The sequence below is a fragment of the Psychromonas aquimarina ATCC BAA-1526 genome (assembly GCF_000428725.1).
Lineage (GTDB): Bacteria > Pseudomonadota > Gammaproteobacteria > Enterobacterales > Psychromonadaceae > Psychromonas > Psychromonas aquimarina.
This window is the reverse complement of record NZ_AUAM01000022.1, coordinates 71,983-86,943: the sequence shown is the minus strand read 5'-3', so window position 1 is coordinate 86,943 and position 14,961 is coordinate 71,983. Positions and strand designations below refer to the sequence as shown.

9 protein-coding genes and 2 tRNA genes are annotated in these 14,961 nt (G+C 42.3%); 7 read left to right on the top strand and 4 right to left on the bottom strand.

The window, feature by feature from the left end; all coding sequences use genetic code 11:
• Window positions 1-14: 14 nt before the first annotated feature.
• Both G337_RS0110135 and G337_RS0110130 read right to left on the bottom strand, forming a co-directional pair.
• Window positions 15-99: transfer RNA gene (locus G337_RS0110135), tRNA-Leu, on the bottom strand.
• 13 nt (window positions 100-112) lie between these two features.
• Window positions 113-189, bottom strand: a tRNA-Met gene (locus tag G337_RS0110130).
• Window positions 190-648: 459 nt separating this feature from the next.
• Between G337_RS0110130 and sbcD the strand changes: the two genes are divergently transcribed.
• Complete coding sequence (gene sbcD / locus G337_RS0110125; protein WP_028863786.1) at window positions 649-1,863, top strand: exonuclease subunit SbcD; 1,215 nt, start codon at window positions 649-651, stop codon at window positions 1,861-1,863.
• Window positions 1,860-5,564, top strand: coding sequence for an AAA family ATPase (locus G337_RS0110120; protein WP_028863785.1), 3,705 nt, complete (start codon window positions 1,860-1,862; stop codon window positions 5,562-5,564). Before sbcD ends, G337_RS0110120 begins: the two co-directional genes overlap by 4 nt.
• 470 nt (window positions 5,565-6,034) lie before the next feature.
• Here the strand turns inward: G337_RS0110120 and G337_RS0110115 are convergent, their stop codons facing one another.
• Entirely contained in the window at window positions 6,035-6,319 is a 285-nt protein-coding gene (locus tag G337_RS0110115) for a hypothetical protein (protein WP_157619266.1), read from the bottom strand.
• A 107-nt stretch (window positions 6,320-6,426) separates the two neighbouring features.
• Here G337_RS0110115 and G337_RS0110110 point away from each other — a divergent pair, with 107 nt between their 5' ends.
• The 5 genes from G337_RS0110110 (at window position 6,427) to creD (ending at window position 11,984) form a co-directional block, all read left to right on the top strand.
• Entirely contained in the window at window positions 6,427-7,422 is a 996-nt protein-coding gene (locus G337_RS0110110; protein WP_028863783.1) for a transposase, read from the top strand.
• A 280-nt stretch (window positions 7,423-7,702) separates the two neighbouring features.
• Window positions 7,703-8,290: a hypothetical protein gene (locus tag G337_RS0110105; RefSeq protein WP_028863782.1), complete on the top strand. Its 588-nt coding sequence runs from the start codon at window positions 7,703-7,705 to the stop codon at window positions 8,288-8,290.
• Window positions 8,291-8,444: 154 nt separating this feature from the next.
• Window positions 8,445-9,146: a response regulator gene (locus G337_RS0110100; RefSeq protein WP_028863781.1), complete on the top strand. Its 702-nt coding sequence runs from the start codon at window positions 8,445-8,447 to the stop codon at window positions 9,144-9,146.
• Window positions 9,143-10,564, top strand: coding sequence for a two-component system sensor histidine kinase CreC (gene creC, locus G337_RS0110095; RefSeq protein WP_028863780.1), 1,422 nt, complete (start codon window positions 9,143-9,145; stop codon window positions 10,562-10,564). The genes G337_RS0110100 and creC overlap by 4 nt, the downstream gene beginning before the upstream one ends.
• Window positions 10,565-10,634: 70 nt before the next feature.
• Window positions 10,635-11,984: a cell envelope integrity protein CreD gene (gene creD, locus G337_RS0110090; protein ID WP_028863779.1), complete on the top strand. Its 1,350-nt coding sequence runs from the start codon at window positions 10,635-10,637 to the stop codon at window positions 11,982-11,984.
• A 277-nt stretch (window positions 11,985-12,261) separates the two neighbouring features.
• Here creD and G337_RS0110085 read toward each other — a convergent pair whose 3' ends face one another.
• Entirely contained in the window at window positions 12,262-14,523 is a 2,262-nt protein-coding gene (locus tag G337_RS0110085; protein ID WP_211235798.1) for a glycoside hydrolase family 3 protein, read from the bottom strand.
• Between the last annotated feature and the right edge of the window lie 438 nt (window positions 14,524-14,961).

Here is a 14,961-nt window from a genome sequence, read left to right as displayed (position 1 = left end):
ACCTAAGTAAAGAATGGTGCGGAAGGAGAGACTTGAACTCTCACACCTTACGATACTAGAACCTAAATCTAGCGCGTCTACCAATTCCGCCACTTCCGCAACTTAAAGTAAATGGTGGCTACACCGAGATTTGAACTTGGGACCCCATCATTATGAGTGATGTGCTCTAACCAGCTGAGCTATGTAGCCATTTACTTTAATCTCAACTCTGTCTGCGTAAGCAGTCGTTGTTTCGATGGGGCGCATTATGCGGATATCGGCGATTGTCGTCAACTAATTTTTGTTAAAAAAAGTGATTTTTCTTTCTTTTGCTTGTTTGCTAAGCAAGTTGATTTTATTTTAAACAAAAATGCTTGCTTTCCTCCACTTCGGCGCTTTATAAAGATCAGATTATTAAATTCGACAGCTGCAAGGCGCTGATATGCTGCCTTGAATAGTTAAAGTAATTAAGTGATGGGATTGAACACCTTAGCGCGGATATCAGAGATGGTTTTCAACTACTTTTTGTTCCCTTTGCTTATTTGCAAAGCAGGTTGATTTTATTTTAAACAAACATCTTTAATTTATTATTCAAAAACAGTTTTCTAAGTTTGAAATGGGTAAACTTAAGCAGACTAAATTTCCTATGACAAAGCAATGAGAATATTAATGAAGATATTACACACTTCAGACTGGCATCTCGGTCAGTATTTTATGATGAAAACCAGAGAAGCAGAGCATTCTGCTTTTTTAAACTGGTTAGTTGAAGTGGTTAAAAAAGAAGAAATAGAAGCTGTTATTGTCGCAGGAGATATCTTTGACAGTACATCACCGCCTTCTTATGCGCGTAAGTTATACAGTGATTTTATTGTTAGATTACAAAAAAGCAGCTGTCGCCATCTTATTATCGTTTCTGGTAATCACGACAGTGTTGCTGTTTTAAATGAAAGCAAAGATCTGCTGCAGATGTTAAATGTTTCAGTGCTTGCAGGTTTAAGTGACGATTTAAATGAGCATATCATCAGCTTAGATGATCAAAATAACCAACCTCAGGCGCTAGTCTGTGCACTGCCTTTTTTACGTGCCAATGATGTGATGAAAAGTGAACAGGGCAGCTCTGCTGAATCCAAGCAGATGAGTCTGCAGCAGGGCATACAACAGACTTATTCCTCTATATATGAGCTGGCACAGCAGGAAAAAACGTCTGAAAGTCTCCCTATTATTGCAACCGGGCACTTAACTGCGGTCGGCTGCTCCGTATCTGAATCTGTCCGTGATATTTATATCGGTACCTTGACCGCATTTCCTTCCGCCCTGTTCCCCGATTTTGATTATATCGCACTGGGGCACCTGCACCGTGCTCAAAAAGTGCAGAAATCTAACCATATCCGCTACAGCGGTTCGCCGATAGCGCTGAGTTTTGATGAAACCAAACAGCAGAAAAACATTAATATTATTGAGTTTGATACAGATAACTCCTTAACAGTTAATGAGATGGAGATTCCCGTTTTTCAGAAGATGCAGGTTATCAGCGGTGATTTGGAGTCTGTGACTGAGCAGTTACAGGAACTTAAGCAGGATCTAGACGGTGAAAGTGCCTGGGTAGAGGTTAAACTGCAGCAGGCTTTTTATCTTTCCGATGTACATGCGTTATTAAGTGAACAGGTGCAGGAAAGTGAAATCGAAATTTTGAAAATCAGCAGTCCGACTATTAATGAAAATAACCAGTATCAGGCATCAGAAAAATCAACGCTGGATAATTTAACACCGGCGGATCTTTTTCAGCATCGTCTGCAGATAGAAGACAGTTATAGTGAACAACAGAGAGAACAGTTAACCACGCTGTTTGCCGAAGTCTGCTCTGAAGTGGAGCATAAATCATGAAAATTCTATCTTTACGTTTTAAAAATCTAAATTCATTAAAAGGCCATTGGAAAATTGATTTTCAGGATGCGGATTTTTTAGAGAACGGTCTGTTTGTTATTACCGGTCAGACAGGAGCAGGTAAAAGCACCATATTAGACGCGATATGTTTAGCCTTATATCAGCAGACGCCGCGCCTGGATCGTTTAACACAAAGTAAAAATGAACTAATGACCCGCGGCAGTGCGAATTGTTCTGCTGAAGTGGAATTTAGTGTCAAGGGGGAGGGCTACCGGGTTTTCTGGGAGCAGAAAAGAGCCAGAAAAAGCGCTTCCGGTAAACTGCAGGCGCCTATATGTGAATTAAGTACCATAGAGGGTGATGTACTTTGTACTAAAAGCAGTGAAGTGCTGAAACAGGTTATCGAACTTACCGGCTTGGATTTCTCGCGCTTTACCAAATCTATGCTGCTTGCGCAGGGCGGTTTTGCCGCATTTTTAAACGCCAGTACTAAAGAGCGTGCGGAATTATTAGAAGAGTTAACCGGGACTGAGATTTATTGTGAAATAGCCAAGCATGTTTTCGAACGTAATAAACAGGTTCAGGCGGAATTAGAGCTGTTAATAAAACAAGCAGATGTCTTAGAGGTGCTGTCGCAGCCGCAGCTTGATGAATTAAATGAGCAGGTGACACAGCTTGAAGTCGATAAACACAGTGTCCAGACAGTATTAAAAGATATCGAAGGTGCTTTGTTGTGGCTGAAAAATGCACAGTCTTTAAAAGAACAAGTACAAGCACAGTTAACGTTATTAAAAAATAGTGAACAGTCTTTAACTGATTTTAAAGATAAGCAGCTGCAGATAGAACTTGCACAGCAGGCTAAACTGCTTGAGCAGCCTTATCAGAATCAGCTGTTAAACGCTCAAAAACTGCAGGCTAGCGAGAAGTTAATTGTTGAAAGTGAACAAAACAATCAGACATTACAAGCGCAGTTAACAGAGACTAAAAGCAGGGTTGAACTATTAACCCAGTCACAGCAGTCTCTGCAGGAAAGTCATGCTGTAAAGCAGAAACAACTTAATGAATCGCTTGTTCCTTTAGATTTAGCAATAGGTCAGTTAAGCGAACAGTGCAGTGAACAAAAATCTGCTGTTGAAAATCAGACAAAAGCCGCCGCAGAAGTGAAGCAGAGACTGGACAGTCAGTTAGGCAAACAAAACAGCGACAATCTTGCACTAAAGACGTTAAATGAGGCATTACAAAAGCAGCAGACTTCGCATCAACTTCAGGAAAGTCTGCCGCTTATTGAGCAGCAGTTTTCTTTATATATTAAGCAGCAGGCGCAGTTAAAGGAATCTTTGTCTGCCGCTGCTGAGCTGCAGAAAAAGCAAAGTGTACTGCACAATAAACAGCTGGATGTTCATAAGCAGGTAAATCTTAGTGCACAAGCGCTGCATGAAAAGCAGATGCTTCTGCAGCAGTGCCAGCAGCAGAGAGAGTCACTATTAGACAGTTATCAATTAAGCCGTTCAGCACAAGTGAATGAACTGTTAACCGAGGTATTTGATCAACAGTCTCAAAACCAGCAGGCCCTGTCGTTAACAAAGCTGCTGGATGATACAAGTGCAAGATTAAACTCTGTGCACAAAAGTGCAGCTGAATTAGAGCAAAGCATAAAAGATAATCAGCAGGCATTAATTGTTAGCAAGCAGGAAGGGCTAGAGTGCAAAAGTGCGCTGGATGCTCTGCACAAACTGTTAAAGCAGGAGCAGGTTATTTCCCAGCTGGGGGATCTGAAAAAACTATTACAGGAAGATCAGCCTTGTCCGTTATGCGGCTCCATAGAGCACCCTTCGGTCAGTGATTATCAGCCTGTTGATATACCTGAAACTCAAATAGCGCTGCAGCAGAAAGAGCTACGTCTGGGCGCTATGAGAGAGCAGTATGCCGCGCTTAAAAATCAGATCGAAACAGACAGCAGGCGGCTCGCTGAATACCGTCAGCAGGAAGCGGATCTTAATCGACTCATGGATAAACATATCGGTGAATGGAAAAATAGTCCTTATCTGTCTGCCTGTGAATATCAGCAAAGCAGTCTTCAGGATTTATCTGTCTTAACGCAGAGTTTACAGGAGAAACGTTTAAATATTGAGAAGCTGCAGAAACAGGTTCAGCAGATTGAGGCCCAGCTCTCTGACTTACAACAGCTTGTGCAGGAGCTTACTGAAAAAGCCAATGATCATGAAAAGCAGATGCAGCTGCTTAATAACCAGCATGCTGTTGATGACAATGAACAGCAGCGTTTAGCTAAAGAGCAGCAGATGCTTTTATCACAGCTTGAAGAAAATAAGCAGAGCATTCGTCAGCAGCTGCCGGATGAACTGCTAACGGATCAGATTGAAGTCGATAAATTATTTGCTAACCCGGCATCGTGGATTGAAAACCAGAAGAGTTTAATTCTTTTATACCAGTCACAACAGGCGCAGAGCATTACTCTGCAAAGTTTAGTTGAGCAGCAGGCCCACGAAATAGATCTGCAGGAGCAGCAGTATGCGCAGCTGCACAGTGTATTACAGAATCTGCAGAGTTCCTGGCAGTCTAATCAGTCGCAGTTAGCAGAGCAGCAGAAACAAAGGACGGAACAATTCGGCAGCCAAAGCCAGGAGCAGATTCGCGAAAAACTTGAATCGGAAAAAAATACACTGGCGCAGCAGCTGGATATTGCTATGGCCGATCTGCAGAATGTGCAGGGCAAATCTGCGCGTTTATCCGGGCAGCTTGTCGAACAGAAAAATCAGCTGGCAGAACTGCATAATAACCAGCAGACATTGTTAAGCACTTTTGAGAAACAGTTAAGTGCCAGTATTTTTACTGATCAGGCGCATTTTATTAACTCACGTTTAGCAGAAGAGCCGTTACAGGCGCTGCTTGCCCTGCAAAAACAGCTCAATGAGCAGGTATTAACGGAGAAAACCCGTTTAAGTTCGGCGCAGCTGAGTCTTGAAAAGCATCTGGCATTAAATGTTAGCGAAAAAGATCAGACATTTTTAGAAAGCGAGCTTTCTGAAAATAAGTCAAAATTTGAAGTTATCAGCGAACAGCTGGTTGAGAAAAAAGGCAAACTGCAGGCTGATATTCGTTTAAAAGCGCAGCAGCAGGCGCTCCTGGATAAACAGGTAAAACAAAAAGAGACCGCAGAGCAGTGGACCATGCTTAATAAACTTATCGGCTCCGCAGACGGCAGTAAATTCAGAACCTTTGCGCAGGGTTTAACCTTAGATAATCTGGTTTATCTGGCAAATAAAGAGATGGCGGATCTGCATCAGCGTTACCAGCTGCAGAGAAATATTGATGAGCCGTTAGCACTGCAGGTCATTGATTTATGGCAGGCGAATGCCGTGCGCGATGTAAAGACCCTGTCGGGCGGAGAAAGTTTCTTAGTGAGTTTAGGTTTGGCTTTAGCACTTTCAAACCTGGTCAGCCATAAAACCCAGATAGAGTCGCTGTTTTTAGACGAGGGTTTTGGTACGTTAGATGCCAATACCTTAGAGACTGCGTTAGATGCGCTGGAAAGGTTGAATGCAACCGGCAAACTGATCGGGGTAATTTCTCATGTTGATGCGCTTAAAGAGCGCATTAATAAGCAGATTCATGTGCGTAAAGGCAGCGGGGCGGGTTACAGTCAGCTGGATAAGCAGTATCAGTTTGTTGAACAGAGTTAGTGGCCTTCTAAACTCAATGCCGGTTTAGGTTGTCGTAGGCTTTGCTTGTGAGCTTTTGGTGTAACTTTTATTGTGGGAGTTCCGCCCTGACGGCGAGTAGACTATGAGAAACCGAAACGTAGTTTCGCAGTTCGAGGAAGTCATGCTTCTCAACAGCAAGAAAAATAAGGTAAAGAGAGTTTTGTTCGTGGCACTATGCTGGCGCATAACTCACAGTGCCGTTCCGTACGTTTTTTTATCTTGTCTGAACAATAACTTTTTAACGCACCGGCTTGGACTGCACATCCATGTGCATGCCAAGCCTAATGAAATCTAGGCCGAGCCTTCTCATGAACCTAAACTGTCGTTTAATTCGCTCCATGATTTCCTTTGCTAAAGTCATTTCCCAGCCAAGAAAAACGTAAACGGAAAGTAAGACGCTAGCCGAATTGTTTTGGTTGTATAGGCAAACAGCATGGAGCAATAGGTCTCTAAGGGGCTAAATGCCAAGCTCTTTCAATTGCATCCATTACATTAAATGGCTTTTGTAGCTCATCAATAAGCATTAACTCTAATTTTATATTTGGAGAAAGTTCAGAATACTCTTTTTCTATGTATAAATTCATATCCGCAACTAATAACGATCTAATACGATTAATTTTTTTTAAAAGCAACGTATCATTGTAAAGTTCATCATGGCCACCTAAAGAAACAAGTGTTCTAAGTACTTCGCTATATTCATATAACGCGCACGTTTGTAATGCTTTATGGCTCATAACTGCTAATGCCATAGGAAAGCGAGGACAGCCAAACCTTTTTGACTGATTGAGAGTTTGTACCTACTATATAAACAGTGTTTTTACATACATATGTAGAGGTGGGTATGACTCAATCTAGAGATTCATTAATTTCCATTGCTGATACGCCTTATTATCATTGTATTTCTCGTTGCGTTAGACGTGCTTTCTTGTGTGGTGAAGATAAATATTCCGGGCAGAGTTTTGAACATCGCCGCCAATGGATGGTTGACCGTATTCGATTTCTCAGCAGTATATTTGCTATTGATGTCTGTGCTTATGCTGTTATGTCTAATCATTATCACCTTGTTTTACATATCAATGAACAAGAAATTGATACCTGTTCAGATCTGGATATTTGTCAGCGCTGGTGCCTGCTTTACTCCTGCCCGGTGCTTGTTTCCCGCTGGCAGGCTTGTGAATTAACCTCAGAAGCAGAGCGAAATGCCGCCTTAGTCGTTATTGCCGAGTGGCGCAGACGATTAGCGGATATCTCATGGTTTATGCGTTGTTTAAATGAGTTTATTGCGCGTAAGGCAAATAAGGAAGATAACTGTAAAGGACGGTTCTGGGAAGGGCGCTTTAAATCTCAAGCATTATTGGATGAAAAAGCTTTATTAACCTGTATGGCTTATGTTGATTTAAACCCTGTCCGTGCAAAAATGGCTGAAACGGTAGAAGCATCTGAATATACTTCAATATTCGAACGTATCCATGGTATTTCAAGTTTTGAGGATAAAGTTGAGCCGGATAGTGTCAGTAAACCTTTATTGGGTTTTGTTGCCGGTGAATGCGACGAGCAGCTGCAGGGCATCCCCTATGCATTATTAGATTATCTTGAGCTGGTTGACTGGACCGGGCGTGCTGTTAGAAATGATAAGTCCGGCGCCGTCAGTGAGCAAAGACCCAGCCTGCTTAGCGTACTGGGCATAGAAAGCGATACCTGGATAGAATTAGCCAGCAGTTTTGGTAAAGATTATCATGGTGCAGTCGGCTCAGTTGAAGAGCTTGCTTTGTTTGCAGAGCATACAGGTAAACGCTGGATATCTGGAAAAACCAAGTTACAGCGAATGCTTCATTAACATTTGTTTTCAGTAAACTGTTTATCTAATTAGCGCCTTGCTAGGGTGAGCTGACGCTTGAATCTCTTCAAAATTTCCCCGAATGACAGTTTTTAACAGAAAATACGTTATTTATAACCTCACCGCTCAAATATCAGATTATTTGTGGAGGTAGTTTGTGTCTTTCATTAACATTGCGTTTTTTGATAAAAGATTTGGCTGTCCAGCTTTTTTTATATGGCAATAATCAGGGGGGAAGATTAAAGATCTGACCTTACAAATTTTATGAAAAGGAAAGCGCATGCCATCAATAAGAAGATTACAACATCTATTCGATCAGATACGAAATGAGGGGCTGGCTAATAGATCGGATGTACTGCGACTATTTTCATTGGTTCGAGAGCTCGCTGAGAGTAAAGGAAAACTCAAATCATACCCTTCATTGCGATTTTTTGCCGACTGGACCCTTCATCCTAAACTTGATCGAGCTTCAGCTCGTGAACTTATCTCAGAAATTGTTACAATTTATGGAAAGCACAAGGATGGTAATCCTAGTGATATATCAAAAGATATTTCAAATTTACTTTCAATTGATACGTTGCATCAAGAAATTCAAGAATTGTTAATAGGATCGGGTCTGCCTGTATTTTTAATAGAACAACCTGAACCATGGCAACAATGTGTTTCTTGGCTTCTTCAAGACCTTATAGATAAACCGATTATCGGCTCGGAGTTTACAGAGGAAGAAGAACGAACTGGTTGGGGCATAACACCTAGAGCTTTTAGGTTAGAAGCAGACCCTCGCCCTGGAAGTCAAATAATGTGGAGAGTGGATCTTGGGCCGAGAGTTCGATTAACCGGGCGTTTAGTTAGATCAATACAAACCTAACAAATAAGAGAAATGACGGTATCAAGATTAAAGGACAGACTTTCCCAATTCATTTTTATGTTTTAGTGGTAGCAAAATTCTGGACAGCCATAAACTTTGCTTGTCGATAAATGTTTATGGCTTTTACTTATTTAATATTAGAAAGCGAGTTATTTTGAATATTTTAATTATCGAAGATGAAGCGGCTATCGCAGATACCTTGATCCATGTATTAACGTTGGACGGCTTTCAGGTGGAGTGGGTGCCGACCGGCACACAAGGTTTAGCTGTTTTACAGCAGAAGCCGGTGGACTTATTAATATTAGATATCGGACTGCCGGATATTAACGGCTTGGAATTATGTAAAACTATCCGCGGTTTTTCTGATATTCCTATTATTTTCCTTAGCGCACGCAGTGAAGAAATTGACCGGGTAGTGGGCCTGGAAATTGGTGGCGATGATTATATGACCAAACCTTTCAGCCCAAGAGAAATGCTTGCGCGGGTAAAATTAAGACTAAAACCTCGTGCTTATCAAGCAGCGAATACTGGTAATAGCAGTAATGCTGAGCAGTCAGCTTTGCAGATTTCGCTGAGTGATTTTGATTTTAAATGGAATGGTCAGTATTTAGGTTTAACCGCCATTGAATTTAAAATTTTAAATAAGTTATTTGCACATAAGCAGCAGGTTTTTTCTCGGGAGCAGCTGCTTGATGCCTGCGGTATTGCCTGTGATGCAGGTTACCAGCGAAATATCGACAGCCACATTAAAACCTTACGGCAAAAACTAAAGCAGCACGCCCCTGATGCAGAGTTAATTAAAACCAAACGTGGTTTTGGTTATTATTACCAGCCTTATCAAGTTGAAAACTTATGAGCAGGTGGCCCAAAATCCCCCTGGGTTTCCGCTTGTTTCTGCCCTATTTTGTACTGGTTATTATCACGGCCTACTATGTCAGCAGTACATTACTGCAGAGCATTAAACCAGCGGTCAGGCAGACTACCGAAGAAACCCTTATTGATACCAGTAAGCTGCTGGCCGTATTAGTGCAGCAGGATCTCAAAGCTGGTACCTTGAATGACAGTAAAATTGCGCAGTTATTACAACACTACGGGCAGCAGCTCTCCCAGGGAAATTACCATCAGCGTATTTATGTCACAGATAAAAACGGCATCGTACTGGTTGACTCATCAGGTCAGGATGTAGGTGAAGATTATTCTCAGTGGAATGATGTGTACCTGACTCTGCGCGGTAAATATGGTGCTCGTTCGACCCGGCAGGATGAAAACGATCCGCTGTCTAGTGTGATGTACGTTGCTGCTCCTGTTTATGACGGCAGTGAAATCATCGGCTCAATTACCGTCGTGAAAGCAAACCGCAGTTTTCAGCCGCTGATTGAAGCAGCTAAAAATAAAGTGTTAACCTTATTGCTGCTGGTCTCGGTTTTAGCGTTATTAATTGGTGCCGCTATTACCTGGCGAATTAACAAAGCGCTGCATAAGTTAATTGTTTTTGCTAAAAAGATGGGGCGTGGTGAAAAAGCTGAAAAACCGACCTTTCGTATTTTTTACGAATATCGGCAGCTTAGCAGTGCACTTGAAAGTATGCAGCAGGAGCTGGATGGTAAAAACTATATCGAGCAGTATGTACAAACTCTGACCCATGAATTAAAAAGCCCGTTAGCTGCAGTAAAAGGGGCCAGTGAAATTTTACAAACACCGTTAAGCGCAGAGCAGCAGGCTAAGTTTTCAAAAAATATTGAGCTGGAATCACAACGAATGCAGGACTTAATCGAGCGCTTATTAAATCTTGCTATGATTGAACAGCAGCAGCAGTTAAATGAAAGTAAAGAGATTGACCTTAGCCAGTTAATTCACAATGTGTGTGTGTCAGCAGCCCCGCGAGTGGTTAAACAGCAGATAAAACTGATTCAACCTAGTGAGCCGCTGGTTATTCAAGGAGATCCGTTTTTATTACAGCAGGCTGTCTATAATCTTATTGAAAATGCACTGGATTTTACTCCAAAGCATGGCGAAATTCGTTTTTTAATCACTGTCCGTGAGCAGCAAGTTCAGATTGATATTAGTAACCAGGGACCGTTTATTCCAAGTTACGCTTTAAGCCGGGTTTGTGAGCGTTTTTATTCCCTGGCAAGGCCTGAAACGGGTAAAAAAAGCACGGGTTTAGGGCTTAATTTTGTTGAGCAGGTGGCTAAATTACATGGCGGAAAATTAACGATCAGCAATACAGAACAAGGTGTTAAAGTTAGCCTTATTATCAAAAACTCCACATAAAGCCCATATCAATTCCATCTTAATCCCACTTTAGCTGCGCATACTCCTTAAAAATTAAAAGGAGCAGGTTATGCAGCAAAAATTAGGAATGAAAGCGTTAATAGTCGCCGGCTTAGTGGTGTTTTTATTACTGCCACTGCAGTTAATTAAAGGGCTGGTGGATGATCGCAGTGAACTGCAGAGCGGCGTGCAGCGGGAAATAGCACGCAGCAGCAGCGGTGAACAAAAAATTATTGGTCCTCTATTAACCGTGAATTACAGTAAAACGGTTGCCGCTAAAGACGGCTTTAAAGAGGTGGCATTTAATAAAACCTTGTTACCTAAAGAGCTGAATATCAGCAGTGATTTGAATACTTACGAAAAATATCGCGGCATCTACAAAGCGTTATTATATAAATCAAGCAATCAGCTTGCAGGGCAGTTTGATCTAACGCCGCTTGCTGATATTGAATCTAACCGTATCAACTCCGTTCATCTGGCATTTGCGGTATCCGATATCCGAGGGATTCAAAATACCACACAAGTTAAAATCGCCAAGCTGCCTTATGCGCTGCAGCCGGGAACAAAACTGACCTATCTGCCCAATGGAGTGCACGTTTCTCTGCCGCTTTCATTATTGGAGCAGACGCAGCTGGAGTTTGCGGTTAACCTGGGTTTACAGGGCATGCAGAATATTGCGTTTGCTCCGTTAGGTAAAAATACAGAGCTGAATTTATCGGCAAACTGGCCGCATCCTAGTTTTTATGGTGAATACTTACCTATAGAATCAACGGTTAGTGAAGCTGGTTTTAGCGCGCAGTGGCAGACCAACTTTTTTGCCACCAATATGCAGCATATTGTGGACAATTGTCTGCGTAAAAATCGCTGTGACAGCCTTTATTCGCGGACCTTGGGCGTGAATATGATCGACTCGGTGGATCAGTATTTAAAAAGTTATCGTGCTATTAATTATGCGTTGTTATTTATTCTGTTAACTTTTTCCTGCTTTTTACTGTTAGAAATTTTTAAAACTGTCATTATTCACCCGCTGCAGTATGCATTTGCAGGATTCTCATTAGCTGTCTTCTATCTGCTGCTTTTATCATTCAGTGAACATATCGGTTTTAACGGCGCCTATGCAGTTTCCGCCCTTGCCTGTTCAAGCCTGTTAGGTGTGTACGTTAGCGGTATTTTAAAAAGCACTAAAGAGGGGATAGGTTTTGCTGTCGCGGTAATGGTGTTATACGGGCTGTTATATATATTATTAAGTGCAGAAAGCTTTGCATTATTAATGGGCAGTATTTTAATTTTCAGCATCTTAGCACTGCTGATGGTATCAACCCGCAAGGTAAACTGGTATCAGACCATCACCACTAACAACAAATCGGTTCAACAGGAAGAGATAGAAGAAACGTCATATAAAGAGGCTGAGCCGGAATAAGCTGAGAGGTTATATAACGATAAAAGGCTAGGTAGTTCAGCTGGCTAGCCTTAACTCGAATAAGCTTAAAACCTTTTTAATCAACATGTGGATGCCTCTAATTTACACTTGCAAAAGCAGATGTTCATTACAAGAAAATGGACAAGAAATCCGCAGCCGTATTGGTTAGCTTATAATAGGCAAAATGCGACCGCATAGTCGCTAAAAAAAGCGCTGCCGTTTCTGGCGGCGCTTTTTAGCTTAGGTATATTTATTGCGAGATTTCAGTGCAAGGGAGTTACTTTGAGTAGCTTAGACCGTGACCGAATGGGTACAATGTATCACTTGGCTTGTAGCCTGGTGCATCAGAATCCTGATCAATGATCGCCTGAGCACTGTTAGCCAGTGCAAACGGCAGTTTACCACTCGGATTGAACTTACCACTAACAACGTCCATCAATGCATCATCTCTAGAACCGAAGGTAGCGAGAATAGCACCTGCATCTTTCAGACCACTGTCTTGGTCCATCACGAACGGTTGTCGGAAGTACACTGAAAGCACAGTGTTTTCAGCTCCAACTTCCCTCATTACCCCTTGGATCTCTGCTAGAGACGGACTGATATCCCAAGTGTCCGCTTTAGCCATGCCGGTAAAGTCCAGCACCTCGACCTCATCAAAGTTCGATCCGCCAAACACTAACATGCCGGTATCTTTATTAGTTACACGTACACGAATCAGCGCGTAGTCATTACCAGCTGCACTTGGACGTACATCGCCAGCATCACCCGCTGTCACTGTATATCCATAATCTTCAACTATATCGCTGTCTATCCCCATCGTATAAAGCTTAACTGGTGCACTATCAGTCGGTTCAGGCAGTGGAAGAACTTTCTCCGCTGCAGCTTCCGCGACTTTATTGTCAAGCAGAACAATCGCTTTGCGCTGTGCCAGCTGAGCTCTTTCCTGGAAAGATGCGTTACCTACAATCCCGTTAGCACGCTCCTGATCTACATAAGGGTTTTCAAATAAGCCTAACTCAAACTGTACTTTCAACAAACGTTTAACCGATTCATCAATACGCGCTTCGTTCACTAGGTCCTTCTCAATTAAAGAACGAATCTCTGCATTGTCGTGGAACCCGGAAAATACATCGGTGCCCGCTTCGATTGCTACAACCAGCTGCTCTTCTTTATCCTTATCCTGCAGGCCCCAGGCGCGGTTATTCTGCATATTATCTATATCAAGGTGACCTTCGTTCGCATCACCGATAATACCTGTATCGGAGTTGATCACTCCGCTAAAGCCAAGGTCTCTGCGCAGTAGATCCGACAGAATACCTTTAGAGAAAGCGACACCGACATTTCCCGCCGGTGTTCCAACTGAAGTCGTGTAATCATTATACGGTACACGCACTGTATCTTGTAAATCGTCAGATACAAGCTCACTCAGATTCTGGCCGCCTGCATCTAAGTCAGTTTCATCCTGATTGTTTAACGACCACTCACCACCGCCAACAATACCGTAATAGGGCATCAGTGCAGCGACACCTGCATCGATCGCCGACTTAAAAGGCTGTAGATGATAGTCAAACATATCTGCTGGATAGCTCTGATGCTGACCTGCTATGTAGTGTGGATCCAGCCCTAGAAACTGCGGGCCGCCGCCGGGAAAGTGCTTCATGGTCAGTACGATACTGTCAGAAGTTACTTCTTTGCCCTGCAGGTTACTAACTAGCATTGTCATAATTTTTGAAGCCAGATCTGAATCCTCTGTAAAGGTTTCATGTACACGATACCAGCGAGGTTCAGTAGCGAGGTCAGCCATGTAACCATACATACCGCGCAGCCCTATTGCATTCCATTCAGAGCGCATAATTTGAGCAAACTCACCAATCAGCTCCATGTCTCCAGTGGCACTCAGTCCAGCCTCTTTAGGCCACTCAGAGAAGGCTCCTGCAGAAACATTAATGCCTGCTTTTGCATTAGGGTCGTTATGGTTACGTGCATTAGATTTAAATAGAGATGGAATACCTAGACGAGTAGACTCACTCATCTCCTGTACGCTGTTCATGAATTCTGCCGCTTCCTTAGGACTGATCGGAGCGCTGTCGCGATCAGTGATCATATTTCCATCTGGATCACGCTCGTCTTCAGGAAGGCTGTCAACCTCTTTCTGAGTAAGGATCGTATTACGGAATATAAAGCGGTTCATAAACTGATCGTTGATGTAACCATCGTGTATCTCGTTTACTTTGCCGTAAGCCGCTGCATTCATGGTATCGATTAACATCATGCCGACTTTTTCTTCTAGGGTCATTTGGGAAACAAGATTGTCAACACGCAGGTCGACAGGATTACGCCAATCCTCATAAACATCCAATTTACCATCTTTATTAAGGTCTTTAAATTGGTAACCGTCAACAGTGATAATATCAACAGCGCGGGCATCAATTGTCGGCTGGGTATACACAGGTTGAGTAACGTCATCATTACAACCTGCGAGGAAAATAGCTAGAGCAACTGGTGTTACAGTGAAGGCTCTTTTCATCATTTTTTTCATAGATAAAGCTCCGTGTCGTTGGCATTGTAGTTGGTATTTATTTTGCCCGTACTATACATAACACGAATTAATTGGTTAACTACTTGCTGTTGGTATATCGATCTTGGTCAACCAATTACTGTTTCAAGAGTTGTTTTTGTATGGTTTTTATAAATAAAAGCGTTGCTTCACAGAATTAATTTTCCTGTTGTGCAATAGGTCAACCAAAGCGTGGGCCGTTTTGTATGGAAAATTTTTCTTTACGCAAATATTGAATGGAAATGTTTAGGGGGCGGGATCAAGCCTAACCGGTGTATTAAAACTGAAAGGTAAGATATTAGCCGGAATGATAGGTTGTATGGGCAAAAGGCAAAAGGCAAAAGGCAAGACGCGACCCTTGGCTAGAAACATAGCCAATTTGATTTGAAATATGCTATCGCTTGTTAGCTAATGGTTTAA

Coding starts and splice junctions, on each gene's coding strand:
- G337_RS0110110 (WP_028863783.1), top strand. CDS start 6,427: ATGACTCAATCTAGAGATTCATTAATTTCCATTGCTGATACGCCTTAT.
- G337_RS0110120 (WP_028863785.1), top strand. CDS start 1,860: ATGAAAATTCTATCTTTACGTTTTAAAAATCTAAATTCATTAAAAGGC.
- creC (WP_028863780.1), top strand. CDS start 9,143: ATGAGCAGGTGGCCCAAAATCCCCCTGGGTTTCCGCTTGTTTCTGCCC.
- G337_RS0110115 (WP_157619266.1), bottom strand. CDS start 6,319: ATGAGCCATAAAGCATTACAAACGTGCGCGTTATATGAATATAGCGAA.
- creD (WP_028863779.1), top strand. CDS start 10,635: ATGCAGCAAAAATTAGGAATGAAAGCGTTAATAGTCGCCGGCTTAGTG.
- sbcD (WP_028863786.1), top strand. CDS start 649: ATGAAGATATTACACACTTCAGACTGGCATCTCGGTCAGTATTTTATG.
- G337_RS0110085 (WP_211235798.1), bottom strand. CDS start 14,523: ATGAAAAAAATGATGAAAAGAGCCTTCACTGTAACACCAGTTGCTCTA.
- G337_RS0110105 (WP_028863782.1), top strand. CDS start 7,703: ATGCCATCAATAAGAAGATTACAACATCTATTCGATCAGATACGAAAT.